We start from the raw sequence: 13,735 nt of genomic DNA, 5'->3' as shown, positions 1-13,735 counted from the left end.
AACAGCTCAGCCAAATCCACTTTGACTTGTATCAGAAACTACTCGGCCTCCCTGGCCCCGGATGTCCGGCAATCGGGTGTGAAATCCGCCTGTGATCAGCGAATCAAAGCTGCTGCATCATCTTCCGTACGCCGGCCACATGGCGCCGACTGACAATCAAAGCGTCGCCGTTCAGGCCTTTGAGGAACAGCTGGAAATGCCCCAGAGGCGTTCGTTGCAAGCGCTCGATGCGCTCGCGGGCGACCAGTGCATTGCGGTGGATGCGCACGAAACGGTCACCAAATTCGTCTTCGAGGGCCTTGAGCGGTTCATCGAGCAACACTTCGCCGGCTTCGTGGCGCAAGGTCACGTATTTGTGATCGGCGATAAAGTAGACCACCTGATCCAGCGGAATCAGCTCGATCCCCTTTCGGGTGCGGGCGCTGATATGGCTGCGAGGGCCACTGCCACTTTCGGCGGCCGGACGGGTCAGGGCCGAGAGTTGGACACGATTGGGGCGTTCGGCTTTTTTTAATGCGTCATGTAAATGTTCAGTTCTCACCGGTTTCACCAGATAACCTACGGCGCTGGCCTGTAAGGCTTCCACGGCAAATTCATCGGAACCTGTGCAGAACACCACGGCCGGCGGGGTTTCGCGCTCGCACAATCGCGCGGCCACTTGCAGGCCGTCGAGACCTGGCATGCGGATATCGAGCAGAACGATATCCGGCTTGTGGCTGTCGATCAGTGCCAGTGCTTCTTCGCCGTTCGTGGCGCTTGGCTCCAGGACACTGTATCCCTCGAGTTCACCAACCATTCGGCTCAGGCGCTCGCGGGCAAGGGGGTCGTCATCAACGATCAGGACATTCATATTGCGCTGGATTCCTGCGTGAGTCTCGCACAAGGATAGCGTAGACAGGTGAAGTGACGTCCGTCACCGCGATCCACGCTAAGACTAGCGCGAGCGTCAAAAAGTGCCGCTGGTCCGACGGCTAAATTTTCATCTGCCGGGCGATTGGCGGCCCAGGCCCGCATTGGCGACACATCGCCACAGGGTTTGCTGATACGCAATATGAACACCCCTCTTCTTATAGTCAGCGTCTGCACCGAGAAGTGCGCTGATCCTACTGTCCAACTGTAGACGGTTGCCGGGACGTTATTGCTCAATTGAAAAATATCGTTGTGCTTATAGTGAAAACTGTAGGAGCGAGCATGCTCGCGATGGGCGTTAACGATAATGTGGGCTATCTGGATACGCGCGTCGCTCTCAGGTTCATCGCGAGCAAGCTCGCTCCTGCAAACCAGTCGACCAGTGTCAGCGACAGGCTTGGCAACCCTGTTATTATCCGCGGCAGCTTTAACGCCATCTTTCTTCAGCCGATACGAGCGAATTCATGAGCACTGACAAGACCAATCAGTCCTGGGGCGGCCGCTTCAGTGAACCCGTCGACGCCTTCGTCGCCCGCTTCACCGCCTCCGTCACCTTCGACCAGCGCCTGTATCGCCACGACATCATGGGCTCGATCGCCCACGCCACCATGCTGGCCAAGGTCGGCGTGCTGACCGATGCCGAGCGCGACAGCATCACCGATGGCCTGAAGACCATCCAGGGTGAAATCGAGGCCGGCCAGTTCGACTGGCGCGTCGACCTCGAAGATGTGCACATGAACATCGAGGCGCGCCTGACCGACCGCATCGGCGTGACCGGTAAAAAGCTGCACACCGGCCGCAGCCGCAACGACCAGGTCGCCACCGACATCCGTCTGTGGCTGCGCGACGAGATCGACCTGATCCTGGGCGAAATCACCCGCCTGCAAAAAGGCTTGCTGGAGCAGGCCGAGCGCGAAGCGGGCAGCATCATGCCTGGCTTCACCCACCTGCAAACCGCGCAGCCGGTGACCTTCGGGCACCACATGCTGGCCTGGTTCGAAATGCTCAGCCGCGACTACGAACGCCTGGTCGACTGCCGCAAGCGCACCAACCGCATGCCACTGGGCAGCGCTGCACTGGCCGGCACCACCTACCCGATCGACCGCGAATACACCGCCCAACTGCTGGGCTTCGACGCGGTCGGCGGCAACTCCCTGGACAACGTGTCCGATCGCGACTTCGCCATCGAATTCTGCTCGGCTGCGAGCATCGCGATGATGCACCTGTCGCGCTTCTCCGAAGAGCTGGTGCTTTGGACCAGTGCGCAGTTCCAGTTCATCGATCTGCCGGACCGCTTCTGCACCGGCAGCTCGATCATGCCGCAAAAGAAAAACCCGGACGTTCCGGAACTGGTGCGCGGCAAGACCGGTCGTGTGTTCGGTGCGCTGATGGGCCTGCTGACCCTGATGAAAGGCCAGCCGCTGGCCTACAACAAGGACAACCAGGAAGACAAGGAACCGCTGTTCGACGCCGCCGATACCCTGCGCGACTCGTTGCGGGCCTTTGCCGACATGATCCCGGCGATCAAGCCCAAGCACGCCATGATGCGCGAAGCGGCGCTGCGCGGTTTCTCCACCGCCACCGACCTGGCCGACTACCTGGTGCGCCGCGGCCTGCCATTCCGTGACTGCCACGAAATCGTCGGCCATGCCGTGAAGTACGGCGTGGAAACCGGCAAGGACCTGGCGGAAATGAGCCTGGAAGAACTGCGCAAGTTCAGCGACCAGATCGATCAGGACGTGTTCGCCGTGCTGACACTGGAAGGTTCGGTCAATGCCCGCAACCACATCGGCGGTACTGCTCCGGCGCAAGTGAAGGCTGCAGTAGCGCGCGGTCAGGCTCTGATCGCCAGCCGCTAAAAGTATCGCGGGCTAGCCCGCTCCCACAGGTTTTCTGCCTGCCCCGGATATTGGGACAGTCGAAGATCCTTGTGGGAGCGGGCTTGCCCGCGATGACTGACTTCAGGACACTGAAAACCTACTTCTTGGACGCGACCATCGCCATGAACGCTGGCATCGCCGCTTCCCGATCCGCCGCAATCCGTTGGACATTTGGATTGTCCCCCAGACGATCCAGCAATTCCTTGGCTGCGGGCAGCTCCGCCAACAGATCGATTTCAAACAGCTTCTTCGCCACCCCGCAGGCCAGCGGCACGCTATACAGGAAGTACAGATCCGCCACGCTCAGATTGTTGCCCGCCACGTAGGGGCTGAACTTGCCGTGCCGACCCAGGGATGCAATCCCCAGCAGCAGCTCGGTTTTGGTTTTTTCCTTGATCGCATCCGGTAGCGTCATGCCGAAAAACGCTTCGGGATAACAGGCGCGAGCCGGCAGTTCGATATACAGCTCGATCTCCTTGGCCAGCGCCAACACCTGCGCCCGCTCAAAGGGATCACTCGGCAGCAGTGGTGTGCCTTTCTGGCTTTGCTCGATGTACTCGAGGATCACGCTGGTTTCATTGATGAAACCCTGCTCGACGCCCAGTACCGGTACTTTGCCACGGGGGCTGATAGCCAGCGCCTCGGGAGTCTGGCCGGCGTAAAACGGCACTTCTTCGAATGACAGTCCTTTTTCCAGTAACGCCAGCTTGACCATGTTGTAGTAGTTGCTGACGGAAAATCCATAAAGCTTGAGCATCACAAAGCCTCCAGGCCGTGCAGGGGTTGGCAGTGCCTGTTATAGAACGCCGGGGGCTTTCTCGCCAGCAGCATCACAGCCCTGAATGCAGGTAAACTGGCCACCTTTCCTAGAGGAGCCTGCCATGAGCGAGCCAACCCCCGGCACCAGCCAAGACGACATCGACGAAGAAGAGTTCGCCGAGAACACGCTGATCGAAGCCATCGAAAACCAGATCGAAAGCGAAAACCCGCCAGCGGCCAAGGCGACGTTCAACAAGCTGACACTGGTGGGTTATGAGCGCGAGGAAATCCTCAACTTGATGGCCCACGTATTAGCGGTAGAAATCGACGCGATCCTCGAAGAAGACCGCGCGTTCAACACCGAATGGTACGAAGCTGCGCTGCGCGCACTGCCAGAGCTGCCGCCGGAAAAGAAATAACCCCCGCTCTCCTGTAGGAGCGAGCTTGCTCGCGAAAAACCCGAAAGCGCCACTGTGCAGCTGGTTTTACGCGTAATCGTTGAAGACCATCGCGAGCAGAGCTCGCTCCTACAGAAAACCACCCCCGATTCCGGGGAATGCATCCCCCGGCGAAAAAAGGCTGTCTCGAGCACTGGACATGCCGCACCGGCGGGTTCACCTTAGGGGCGCTGTCGTCCAATTCCTAGAAAGTCTGGAGTCCTTATGTCGCTTACCCCTGAGTTGGTTGCCGAACTGGAAATCCTCGCACTCTTCAACCTGGACAGTTCCCAGGAAGGCCTGAAAATTCATCAGACCGCTGCCCCGAAAGCCATTGCCGCCGCCCAACGCCTGTACGAAAAAGAACTGATTGACCAGCCCGATGGTGGTTATCTGACCAGCCTGGGACGTGATGCCGCGCAAAGTGTGCAAACCGTGCTCACTATTTTGAAAGCCGAAGAAACAGCCTGAATTCCACTGCATCGCCCACGGAAACCCCTGCTGCGGGATTTCCGCGGGCAACCTCTGCTGTCCGGCGTCGCCTTGCGGTATAAATCTGACGCCAGAAAAACAAAATCAGCTTAAATGTCCCAGGACCGAGGCGCTAAACTGCCTTCATCCGAGAGCCCCACGTCCGAGCCCTGCGAGCCGGTTTGAGCTGACATGACCCGCCACCATGAAATCCGCCCCGATCTGGACGAGGGAATTGACCGCAAGGTTCTCAGCCAGCTGCGCGCACGTTTTCTCAAGCTCAACGAAGGCCGCATGGCGCGCGCCCTGGAGGGTTTGTCGACCCGCCAGCAAGGGGTGCTCAACCTTCTGCCGTTGTTTTTCCACGTCAATCATCCGCTGTTGCCGGGTTATGTTTCAGGCAGCACACCGGCCGGACTGTCGAATTTCGAACCCGACGCCAACGTCCTCGCCGAAGCCCAACGCCTGACCCGCTCGTTTTCCTATAAGCCACGCCACGGCAGCAACCCGCCACGACCGATTCACGGCCTGTTCCTGATGGGCAGCCTCGGCACCCTCGCCCAGGCCGACCAGAGCGACATGGATGTGTGGGTGTGTCACAGCTCGGATTTGAGCGAGAACGAACTCGGCGAGCTGCGCAAGAAATGTCAGTTGCTGGAGGCCTGGGCTGCCAGCCAGGGCGCCGAGGCGCACTTCTTCCTGATCGACCCGGCCCGTTTCGTGAGAGGCGAGCGCGACAATCAACTCAGTTCCGAAAATTGCGGCACCACCCAGCACTACCTGCTGCTCGACGAGTTCTATCGCACCGCGATCTGGCTGGCCGGGCGTACGCCGATCTGGTGGCTGGTACCGGTCTATGAAGAAGCGAGTTACGACCGCTACATCCATACGCTGCTGTCAAAGCGTTTCATCCGCGCCGACGAAACCCTCGACCTGGGACCGCTGGCGTTCATTCCGCCCGGCGAGTTCATCGGCGCCGGTCTGTGGCAGCTGTTCAAGGGTATCGAGTCGCCTTACAAATCGGTCCTCAAGTTGCTGCTGACCGAGGTCTACGCCAGCGAACACCCGAGGGTCCAGTGCCTGAGCCTGCGCTTCAAGCAAGCCGTGTTTGCCAACCGGCTTGACCTCGATGAACTGGACCCCTACGTGGTGGTTTACCGGCGCATCGAGGAATACCTCATCGCCCGCAACGAGCCAGAACGTCTGGAGCTGGTGCGGCGCGCGCTGTATCTGAAGGTCAATCGCAAGCTCACCGGCAGCAGCGGCCGTACCCAGGGCTGGCAACGCACGCTGCTCGAGCGCCTGGCCCACGAATGGCGATGGGACCAGCGCCAATTGGCCCTGCTCGACAGCCGTAGCCAGTGGAAAGTCCGTCAGGTCAGCTCCGAGCGCCGAGCCCTGGTCAACGAGCTGAATTACAGTTACCGCTTCCTGACCCAGTTCGCCCGCAACGAACAAACCGTCAGCCTCATCAACAAGCGCGACCTCAGCGTACTGGGCCGACGACTCTACGCGGCCTTCGAACGCAAGGCGGACAAGATCGAATTCATCAACCCGGGCATCGCCCCGGATCTGGCCGAAGACACCCTGACGCTGGTGCACGCGGTAAACAAGAAGGAACCGGGGCAGTCTCAGTGGGGCCTGTACAACGGCAGCCTGACCGCCCTTGAGTGGGAGCATTTCGCCCCGATCAAGCGCAGCCGCCAATTGCTCGAATTGCTGACCTGGTGCCACCGCAACGGTGTGATCGACAGCAGCACCCGCCTGGCCTTGCACCCCGGCGGTAGCGACCTCAGCGAATTCGAGCTGTTCAACCTGCTCGGCAGCCTGCAACAGACCATTGCCCTGCCTCTGCCAACCATCGCCGAAGAACCCTTGCTGCGGGCCAGCGTGCCCAGCGAAGTGCTGATTCTGGTGAACGTCGGTGTCGATCCGCTCAAGCATCACCGCGACCTGAACATCCTGATGACCACCGAGCGCACCGACTCCCTGAGTTACGCCGGGGTTCGGGAAAATCTGGTGCTGACCCTGGACCAGGTCACGCTCAACAGCTGGAACGAAGTATTGGTCAGCCGCTTCGACGGCCCTCACGCCCTGCTCGATTGCCTGCGCGATTACCTCAACAACCTGCCGCAAGACCGGCGACAACCCCGATTGCGCGTGCGCTGCTTCTGCCACAACCGCGCGCAGTTCATCGCCCAGCGTGTCGAGGACATCCTCGACACGGCGCAGAACCTGCTGCTTAGCAAACTCAATCATCGCTACCTGGTTCAGGTCCAGCAGCATTACCACGTACTGGAGCTGGTGCCCGGCCATGTCAGGCACGTCGCCCTCGCCACGCTGCCGGCGCTCTGCGATTACCTGAGCGAAGACCTGACCCGCTACAGCCCGCTGCACCTGGACTCGATGGCACTCGAAGACCACGACCTCGCGCTGCTCCTGCCCATGGGCCAGCCGGATTGCATTCAGGTGTTCTACCGGATCAACGAAGACCAGGCCGATCTGTACGTGCTGGATGAATTCAATGCCTTGTGGCAGCAACGCTTGCCATGGCACGACGAGCAAAGCCTGCTGGTGCCGCTGCAACGATTCCTGCTGTCGATCCAGTACCGGCGTGAGGCTTTGCTGCCGATGGACGCCACTCAGCCCCGGAGCCTGGAGAGCCTGTATTACCAGATCCTGCCGTCAAGTACAGGCCGGGCGCGCCGGGTCGAAGCCCGTCCGGCGCCGCAAACACCGGTCAACAAACCGTTCTATGACGTGCAGGCGATCGTAGGCAAAGCCGCGCCGGGCAAGGCGCACGTCACCTTGTACTGTAATCAGCGGGAGTTTTCAGAGCTGGAGCATGGCGACCAACTGTTCAGTGTGGTCGCCCGGGAGATCGTCGAGCAGCGCCGCGAGACCGAGCGCTACCGCTGCTACATCACCGATCTGGACCTGTCGGGCCTGCTCGGTGATGGTCATGGCTCAAGCAATCTGTATCTGCGTTACAAGGCCGATCTGGAGCGCGCATTGAACGAGGCGCTCGGGCAGGTCTGATCGGTCGTTACTCCGGAAAGTCACCACCGTTGGCCGGCTGCGATTCAACTTCCAGCAAGGTCAGTTTCAGGGTCTTTCCGCCCGGTGCCGGCCAATCGATGTGCTGTCCGACCTTCAGGCCGAGCAACGCACTGCCCACTGGCGCCAGAATGGAAATCTTGCCTTCGTCGGCATTGGCATCCTTGGGGTAAACCAGGGTCAGGTGATAGTCCTTGCCGCTGATCTCTTCACGGCAGTGAACGCGGGAATTCATGGTCACGACATCGGCGGGCACTTCATCGTGGCCGACCAGCGTGTCGGCGCGATCCAGCTCGGTTTGCAGCGCAATAACGCCCGGCAGGGTTTCATCCAGGCTGTCGATCAGACGCTCCAGACGCTGGACGTCCAGACGGGTAAGGGTGATGGAAGGTGCGGTCATGATCAGGGCAGACTCCTTTCTTCTGCACGAAAAAAGCAAAACCCCGCCAGAAAAAGGCGGGGTTTTCACGAGCCTCGATGGGTTGAGGCTTATCTGGACACTATCACAGCTCAAAAAATATACAAGTCGAGGGCAGCCACGGTGCCGACAGGAGGGCGTTAGAAAGCGGCGTATAGAAAACACTGTGGGAGCGAGCCTGCTCGCGAATAGGGTGTATCAGTCGATAACTGCTTGACTGACACACCGTTTTCGCGAGCAGGCTCGCTCCCACAGGGATAGCGTCAGACGCAGGATTTGCGTTGAGCAGCCTGTGCACAAATCACCCGTCGCCGCTCATCGTCCGCCGAGCGCCACTCACGGATATCTTCAACATGGCGGAAACAACCGAGACAGACTTTCTGTTCGTCCAGCCGGCACACACCGCTGCACGGCGATGGCACCGCCGGGCTGACATTACTGTACAGCGGCTTGGGCGGACGAGCAGGCGCAGGCTGGGTCACGGCCTCACAGACCTTCGAAATCGAGTTCAACATCAGCCTGTTGCTTGACGATGCGCTCAAGCATTTCACCCAACTGCTCTTCGCTCTTGTCGCACATCCAGCGTTCGCTCTCTTCGTCGTAATCGAAGTGGAAGCCGCCGGACACCGCCGCCAGCCACAACTGCCGCAACGGCTCCTGACGGCTGAAGATCAACTGAGTGCCGTTTTCGAACTTGACGGTCAGCACACCGGCCGAACTCTCCAGATCGATATCCAGGTCGCTTTCGTCAAAGATGTCCTCCAGGGTTTGCTGGGTGGCATCGACCAGATCGTGGAAACGGGCTTCGGACAAACTCATTACGGCAACCTCAAAAAGTGTCTGATCAGGCTCAAGCGCCGCAAGATACGGGCGCTGCTTGCCGAATGCAAAGGATTACGATTTGTGGGAGCGAGCCTGCTCGCGAAGAGGCCGGCACATCCACCAGCATAGTTGGTTGACCCACCGCCTTCGCCAGCAGGCTCGCTCCCACAGGGATTGCATGATACCGACAGGCATCTTGCAAGGCCCGCCGGACGGGAGCCGCATCGCATAGGCAAGCTGCCGGGTGGCCGGTATACTCCGGCGCAATTAATGCATTTTCAAGGATTTCGCCATGAAGCGCCTGATCTCTTCCCTTGCTGCGCTCGTCGCGGTTGCTTGCCTGGTGTCGGCCTGTGGTCAAAAAGGCCCGCTGTATCTGCCCGATCCCGACCAGGACCCTGCAGAGCAGGCCCAGTCCTCGCAAAAGCAGCCTGCTTCCAAGGCGCACAAGCACGACGTCTACCAATAAGGGAACCTCATGGACGCTTTTAACTACCGTGACGGTGAACTGTTCGCGGAAGGTGTTGCCCTGTCTGCCATCGCCGATCGCTTTGGTACACCGACCTATGTTTATTCCCGTGCCCACATCGAAGCCCAATACCTGGCTTACGCCGATGCGCTGGCCGGCATGCCGCACCTGGTCTGCTTCGCGGTCAAGGCCAACTCCAACCTCGGTGTACTGAATGTCCTGGCGCGTCTGGGCGCCGGTTTCGACATCGTGTCCCGTGGCGAACTGGAACGCGTACTGGCCGCTGGCGGCAGCGCCGACAAGATCGTGTTCTCCGGCGTCGGCAAGACCCGTGACGACATGCGTCGCGCCCTGGAAGTCGGCGTGCACTGCTTCAACGTCGAATCCACCGACGAACTGGAACGCCTGCAAGTGGTTGCTGCCGAGCTTGGCGTTCGCGCACCGATCTCGCTGCGCGTGAACCCGGACGTCGATGCCGGTACTCACCCGTACATTTCCACCGGTCTCAAAGAGAACAAGTTCGGCATCGCCATCGCCGACGCCGAAGACGTGTACGTGCGTGCCGCACAGCTGCCGAACCTGGAAGTGGTCGGCGTCGATTGCCATATCGGCTCGCAACTGACCACCCTGCCGCCGTTCATCGACGCCCTCGACCGCCTGCTGGGCCTGGTCGACCGCCTCGGCGATTGCGGCATCTACCTGCGTCACATCGACCTCGGTGGCGGTCTGGGCGTACGTTATCGCGATGAAGAGCCGCCATTGGCCGGCGACTACATCAAAGCCGTGCGCGAGCGTCTCGACGGTCGCGATCTGGCGCTGGTGTTCGAGCCGGGCCGCTTCATCGTGGCCAACGCCGGCGTGCTGCTGACGCAGGTCGAGTACCTCAAGCACACCGAACACAAAGACTTCGCCATCGTCGATGCGGCCATGAACGACCTGATCCGCCCGGCGCTGTATCAGGCCTGGATGGACGTCACCGCCGTGCGCCCGCGCAGCACCCCTGCCCGCGCCTACGACATCGTCGGCCCGATCTGCGAAACCGGCGACTTCCTGGCCAAAGAGCGTGAGCTGGCCCTGGAAGAAGGCGATCTGCTGGCCGTGCATTCGGCCGGCGCCTACGGGTTTGTCATGAGTTCCAACTACAACACCCGCGGCCGCGCCGCCGAAGTGTTGGTGGACGGTGATCAGGCATTTGAAGTGCGTCGCCGTGAGACGGTAGCCGAGTTGTTTGCTGGCGAAAGCCTGCTGCCGGAGTAAAACCATGCTGCTGCGTTTCACCAAGATGCACGGCCTGGGCAATGACTTCATGGTCCTCGACCTGGTCAGCCAGCACGCGCACATTCTGCCCAAGCACGCCAAGTTGTGGGGCGATCGGCATACCGGTATCGGTTTCGACCAGCTGCTGATCGTCGAAGCGCCAAGCAACCCGGACGTGGATTTCCGCTATCGGATCTTTAACTCCGATGGCTCTGAAGTGGAACAGTGCGGTAACGGTGCACGCTGCTTCGCCCGTTTTGTGCTCGACAAGCGCCTGACCGCAAAGCGGCAGATCCGTGTCGAGACCAAAAGTGGCATCATCGAACTGGATGTTCGCAACGATGGGCAGATCGGCGTCAATATGGGTGCCCCGCGCCTGGTGCCGGCGGATATTCCGTTCCAGGCGCCGGAGCAGGCCCTGAGCTATCAGGTCGACGTCGACGGTGCGCCGGTCGAGCTGGCCGCAGTGTCCATGGGCAACCCCCATGCCGTACTGCGGGTCAGCGACATCAACGCCGCACCGGTGCATGAACTGGGACCGAAAATCGAACATCACCCGCGCTTTCCGGCACGGGTCAATGTCGGTTTTCTCCAGGTCATCGACCGGGGCCGCGCGCAATTGCGCGTCTGGGAACGCGGAGCCGGGGAAACCCAGGCCTGCGGTACCGGCGCCTGCGCCGCCGCAGTGGCCGCGATCAGCCAGGGGTGGATGGATTCGCCGCTATTGATCGACCTGCCTGGCGGGCGCCTGTCCATTGAATGGGCAGGCCCTGGCCAACCGGTCATGATGACCGGCCCGGCAGTGCGCGTATACGAAGGACAAGTGCGTCTTTGAATGAGCCGAAGCCATGACCGATAAGCCTCAGGTACCCGCCCGACAGCCCGACGAATCAGCGTCCGAAAGCCTGGAGGCGGCGGCGATTGCCGCGTACCTGGAGGCTCATCCGGATTTCTTCGTCGAGCACGAAGAACTGCTGCCGGCCTTGCGCATTCCCCACCGACGCGGCGATACCGTGTCTCTGGTCGAACGGCAGATGACCATTCTGCGCGACCGCAATATCGAGTTGCGCCACCGCCTTTCGCACTTGATGGACGTGGCCCGTGACAACGACCGCCTCTTCGACAAGACCCGTCGCCTGATTCTCGCGCTGATGGACGCCAGCACCCTGGAAGACGTGGTGATGTGCGTCGAAGACAGCCTGCGCCAGGACTTCCAGGTGCCCTTCGTCAGCCTGATCCTGCTCGGCGACAACGCCATGCCGGTCGGCCGCTGGGTCACCCACGCTGAAGCACAAGTGGCCATTGGCGGCTTGTTGCAAGAAGACAAGAGCGTCAGCGGCAGCTTGCGCGAGCACGAACTGGACTTCCTGTTCGGCGAAGAACAGCGCAAGCAGATCGGCTCCACCGCCGTCGTCGCCATCACCCACCAGGGCATCCACGGCATCCTGGCCATCGCCAGCCGTGATCCGCAACACTACAAAAGCTCGGTGGGCACGCTGTTCCTGAGCTACATCGCCGAAGTCATGGGCCGCGTGCTGCCACGGATCAACAGCTCCCTGCGCTCGGTACGCTGATCATGGAACGGCAACTGGACGCTTACTGCGAACACCTGCGCAGTGAGCGGCAGGTGTCGCCGCACACGCTGTCGGCCTACCGCCGAGACCTGGACAAGGTGTTGAGTTGGTGCGTCAAACAGAACATCGGCAGCTGGGCCGCCCTGGACATCCAGCGCCTGCGCAGCCTGATCGCCCGCCTGCATGCCCAAGGCCAATCCTCCCGCAGCCTGGCGCGGCTACTATCGGCGGTGCGCGGGCTCTATCATTATCTGAACCGCGAAGGTCTGTGCGACCACGATCCGGCCAACGGCCTGGCGCCGCCCAAGGGTGAACGCCGCCTGCCGAAAACCCTCGACACCGACCGCGCACTGCAACTGCTTGAAGGTGGGGTCGAAGACGACTTCCTCGCTCGTCGGGATCAAGCGATTCTTGAACTCTTCTACTCCTCCGGGTTGAGGCTGTCGGAACTGACCGGACTGAATCTCGATCAGCTTGATTTGGCCGATGGCATGGTCCAGGTGCTCGGAAAAGGCAGCAAGACCCGACTGTTGCCGGTGGGCAAGAAGGCTCGCGAGGCGCTGGAACTGTGGCTGCCCTTGCGGGCAATGGCCAACCCGGCGGACGATGCGGTGTTCGTCAGCCAGCAAGGGCAACGCCTGGGGCCGCGGGCCATTCAGCTACGGGTCAAGGCGGCGGGCGAACGCGAACTGGGGCAAAACCTGCACCCGCACATGTTGCGGCACTCTTTTGCCAGCCATTTGCTGGAGTCCTCCCAAGACCTGCGGGCGGTTCAGGAACTGCTCGGGCACTCGGACATCAAGACCACGCAGATCTACACCCACCTGGACTTCCAGCACCTGGCCACGGTCTACGACAGCGCCCATCCACGGGCCAAACGCATTAAAGGCGATGATTCATGACGATCCAATTGATCACCTTCGACCTCGATGACACCCTGTGGGACACCGCCCCGGTGATCGTCAGCGCCGAAGCCGTATTGCGTGAATGGCTGACCGCACATGCGCCTAACCTGGGCAACGTTGCGGTAGAGCATCTGTGGGCCATTCGCGAACGCATCCTGAGCAACGAACCGAGCCTCAAACACCGTATCAGCGCCCTGCGCCGACGTGTGTTGTTCCACGCACTGGAAGAAGCCGGTTATACCCATGCCGAAGCATCGGACCTGGCCGACCAGAGTTTCGAAGTGTTCCTGCATGCCCGGCACCAGCTGGAAATCTTCCCGGAGGTGCAACCGACCCTGGAGGTGCTGGCCAACCACTACGCCCTGGGCGTGGTCACCAATGGCAACGCCGATGTACGGCGACTGGGGCTGGCGGACTACTTCAAGTTTGCGTTGTGCGCCGAAGACATCGGCATCGCCAAACCCGATGCGCGACTGTTCCATGAGGCATTGCAGCGTGGTGGTGCAACCCCTGAGACGGCAGTGCATATCGGTGATCATCCGGGTGACGATATTGCCGGCGCCCAACAAGCGGGGCTGCGGGCGATCTGGTTCAACCCCTCGGGCAAAACCTGGGAAGCCGAGCGCTTGCCGGATGCCGAGATCCGCAGCCTGACCGAGCTGCCGGCGTTGTTGGCGTTGTGGAATGCGGCCTCTGCCTGACGCAAAACCTGTGGGGGCTTTTGTGGCGAGGGAGCTTGCTCCCGCTCGGCTGCGAAGCAGACGCAAAGGTTTTGGG

Annotated in this window: 16 protein-coding genes and 1 pseudogene; 11 read left to right on the top strand and 6 right to left on the bottom strand. The window is 60.9% G+C overall.

Annotated features, from left to right (window positions below):
• Positions 1 to 103: 103 nt before the first annotated feature.
• The gene (locus ACW9HW_RS16995; protein WP_095196236.1) at positions 104 to 850 is read right to left on the bottom strand and encodes a LytR/AlgR family response regulator transcription factor; all 747 of its coding nucleotides are present in this window, start codon (positions 848 to 850) and stop codon (positions 104 to 106) included.
• Positions 847 to 963: pseudogene (locus tag ACW9HW_RS16990) on the bottom strand (sensor histidine kinase); the annotation flags it as partial. The pseudogene ACW9HW_RS16990 and the gene ACW9HW_RS16995, both read right to left, overlap by 4 nt.
• 228 nt (positions 964 to 1,191) lie before the next feature.
• On the opposite strand from ACW9HW_RS16990, the gene ACW9HW_RS16985 reads away from it, so the two are divergent.
• Both ACW9HW_RS16985 and argH read left to right on the top strand, forming a co-directional pair.
• On the top strand, positions 1,192 to 1,377 hold the full coding sequence (locus ACW9HW_RS16985) for a hypothetical protein (RefSeq protein ID WP_095196235.1): 186 nt from the start codon (positions 1,192 to 1,194) through the stop codon (positions 1,375 to 1,377).
• Entirely contained in the window at positions 1,374 to 2,768 is a 1,395-nt protein-coding gene (argH, locus tag ACW9HW_RS16980) for an argininosuccinate lyase (RefSeq protein ID WP_457400921.1), read from the top strand. Before ACW9HW_RS16985 ends, argH begins: the two co-directional genes overlap by 4 nt.
• A 118-nt stretch (positions 2,769 to 2,886) precedes the next feature.
• On the opposite strand, the gene ACW9HW_RS16975 is transcribed toward argH, so the two are convergent.
• On the bottom strand, positions 2,887 to 3,546 hold the full coding sequence (locus ACW9HW_RS16975; RefSeq protein ID WP_095196233.1) for a glutathione S-transferase family protein: 660 nt from the start codon (positions 3,544 to 3,546) through the stop codon (positions 2,887 to 2,889).
• A gap of 124 nt (positions 3,547 to 3,670) precedes the next feature.
• Between ACW9HW_RS16975 and ACW9HW_RS16970 the strand changes: the two genes are divergently transcribed.
• The 3 genes from ACW9HW_RS16970 to ACW9HW_RS16960 all read left to right on the top strand — a co-directional run bounded on the left by ACW9HW_RS16970 (position 3,671) and on the right by ACW9HW_RS16960 (position 7,495).
• Entirely contained in the window at positions 3,671 to 3,967 is a 297-nt protein-coding gene (locus tag ACW9HW_RS16970) for a hypothetical protein (RefSeq protein WP_095196232.1), read from the top strand.
• Between the two features lie 243 nt (positions 3,968 to 4,210).
• A complete protein-coding gene (locus ACW9HW_RS16965; RefSeq protein WP_095196231.1) occupies positions 4,211 to 4,456 on the top strand; it encodes a TIGR02647 family protein in 246 nt (81 codons plus the stop codon).
• Between the two features lie 192 nt (positions 4,457 to 4,648).
• Positions 4,649 to 7,495, top strand: coding sequence for a class I adenylate cyclase (locus tag ACW9HW_RS16960; RefSeq protein WP_457400918.1), 2,847 nt, complete (start codon positions 4,649 to 4,651; stop codon positions 7,493 to 7,495).
• Positions 7,496 to 7,502: 7 nt separating this feature from the next.
• Here ACW9HW_RS16960 and rnk read toward each other — a convergent pair whose 3' ends face one another.
• The 3 genes from rnk to cyaY all read right to left on the bottom strand — a co-directional run bounded on the left by rnk (position 7,503) and on the right by cyaY (position 8,750).
• Complete coding sequence (rnk, locus tag ACW9HW_RS16955; RefSeq protein ID WP_095196229.1) at positions 7,503 to 7,913, bottom strand: nucleoside diphosphate kinase regulator; 411 nt, start codon at positions 7,911 to 7,913, stop codon at positions 7,503 to 7,505.
• A gap of 281 nt (positions 7,914 to 8,194) precedes the next feature.
• Positions 8,195 to 8,413, bottom strand: coding sequence for a DUF1289 domain-containing protein (locus tag ACW9HW_RS16950; RefSeq protein ID WP_095196394.1), 219 nt, complete (start codon positions 8,411 to 8,413; stop codon positions 8,195 to 8,197).
• A gap of 4 nt (positions 8,414 to 8,417) precedes the next feature.
• Positions 8,418 to 8,750 (bottom strand): iron donor protein CyaY, encoded by a 333-nt coding sequence (cyaY, locus tag ACW9HW_RS16945; RefSeq protein WP_095196227.1) that lies wholly within the window; start codon positions 8,748 to 8,750, stop codon positions 8,418 to 8,420.
• A 295-nt stretch (positions 8,751 to 9,045) separates the two neighbouring features.
• On the opposite strand from cyaY, the gene lptM reads away from it, so the two are divergent.
• The 6 genes from lptM to ACW9HW_RS16915 are packed head-to-tail and all read left to right on the top strand — an operon-like array spanning position 9,046 to position 13,659.
• Positions 9,046 to 9,222 carry an LPS translocon maturation chaperone LptM gene (gene lptM / locus ACW9HW_RS16940; RefSeq protein ID WP_095196226.1) on the top strand — a complete coding sequence of 59 codons (177 nt, stop codon included), beginning with the start codon at positions 9,046 to 9,048 and terminating at the stop codon, positions 9,220 to 9,222.
• A gap of 9 nt (positions 9,223 to 9,231) precedes the next feature.
• Positions 9,232 to 10,479: a diaminopimelate decarboxylase gene (lysA, locus tag ACW9HW_RS16935; protein WP_095196225.1), complete on the top strand. Its 1,248-nt coding sequence runs from the start codon at positions 9,232 to 9,234 to the stop codon at positions 10,477 to 10,479.
• A 4-nt stretch (positions 10,480 to 10,483) separates the two neighbouring features.
• A complete protein-coding gene (gene dapF, locus ACW9HW_RS16930) occupies positions 10,484 to 11,314 on the top strand; it encodes a diaminopimelate epimerase (RefSeq protein ID WP_095196224.1) in 831 nt (276 codons plus the stop codon).
• A gap of 13 nt (positions 11,315 to 11,327) precedes the next feature.
• Entirely contained in the window at positions 11,328 to 12,053 is a 726-nt protein-coding gene (locus ACW9HW_RS16925; RefSeq protein ID WP_095196223.1) for a DUF484 family protein, read from the top strand.
• Positions 12,054 to 12,055: 2 nt separating this feature from the next.
• A complete protein-coding gene (xerC, locus tag ACW9HW_RS16920; protein ID WP_457400912.1) occupies positions 12,056 to 12,955 on the top strand; it encodes a tyrosine recombinase XerC in 900 nt (299 codons plus the stop codon).
• Complete coding sequence (locus tag ACW9HW_RS16915) at positions 12,952 to 13,659, top strand: HAD family hydrolase (protein ID WP_457400910.1); 708 nt, start codon at positions 12,952 to 12,954, stop codon at positions 13,657 to 13,659. The genes xerC and ACW9HW_RS16915 overlap by 4 nt, the downstream gene beginning before the upstream one ends.
• Positions 13,660 to 13,735: the final 76 nt, after the last annotated feature.

Source organism: Pseudomonas sp. SDO5532_S415 (genome assembly GCF_054071155.1).
This window is presented reverse-complemented; position numbering and strand designations above follow the sequence as displayed.

What these genes read in the sequence shown, in the direction of transcription:
- ACW9HW_RS16995 (WP_095196236.1), bottom strand. Translation starts at nt 850, where the DNA reads ATGAATGTCCTGATCGTTGATGACGACCCCCTTGCCCGCGAGCGCCTG.
- ACW9HW_RS16985 (WP_095196235.1), top strand. Translation starts at nt 1,192, where the DNA reads ATGCTCGCGATGGGCGTTAACGATAATGTGGGCTATCTGGATACGCGC.
- argH (WP_457400921.1), top strand. Translation starts at nt 1,374, where the DNA reads ATGAGCACTGACAAGACCAATCAGTCCTGGGGCGGCCGCTTCAGTGAA.
- ACW9HW_RS16975 (WP_095196233.1), bottom strand. Translation starts at nt 3,546, where the DNA reads ATGCTCAAGCTTTATGGATTTTCCGTCAGCAACTACTACAACATGGTC.
- ACW9HW_RS16970 (WP_095196232.1), top strand. Translation starts at nt 3,671, where the DNA reads ATGAGCGAGCCAACCCCCGGCACCAGCCAAGACGACATCGACGAAGAA.
- ACW9HW_RS16965 (WP_095196231.1), top strand. Translation starts at nt 4,211, where the DNA reads ATGTCGCTTACCCCTGAGTTGGTTGCCGAACTGGAAATCCTCGCACTC.
- ACW9HW_RS16960 (WP_457400918.1), top strand. Translation starts at nt 4,649, where the DNA reads ATGACCCGCCACCATGAAATCCGCCCCGATCTGGACGAGGGAATTGAC.
- rnk (WP_095196229.1), bottom strand. Translation starts at nt 7,913, where the DNA reads ATGACCGCACCTTCCATCACCCTTACCCGTCTGGACGTCCAGCGTCTG.
- cyaY (WP_095196227.1), bottom strand. Translation starts at nt 8,750, where the DNA reads ATGAGTTTGTCCGAAGCCCGTTTCCACGATCTGGTCGATGCCACCCAG.
- lptM (WP_095196226.1), top strand. Translation starts at nt 9,046, where the DNA reads ATGAAGCGCCTGATCTCTTCCCTTGCTGCGCTCGTCGCGGTTGCTTGC.
- lysA (WP_095196225.1), top strand. Translation starts at nt 9,232, where the DNA reads ATGGACGCTTTTAACTACCGTGACGGTGAACTGTTCGCGGAAGGTGTT.
- dapF (WP_095196224.1), top strand. Translation starts at nt 10,484, where the DNA reads ATGCTGCTGCGTTTCACCAAGATGCACGGCCTGGGCAATGACTTCATG.
- ACW9HW_RS16925 (WP_095196223.1), top strand. Translation starts at nt 11,328, where the DNA reads ATGACCGATAAGCCTCAGGTACCCGCCCGACAGCCCGACGAATCAGCG.
- xerC (WP_457400912.1), top strand. Translation starts at nt 12,056, where the DNA reads ATGGAACGGCAACTGGACGCTTACTGCGAACACCTGCGCAGTGAGCGG.
- ACW9HW_RS16915 (WP_457400910.1), top strand. Translation starts at nt 12,952, where the DNA reads ATGACGATCCAATTGATCACCTTCGACCTCGATGACACCCTGTGGGAC.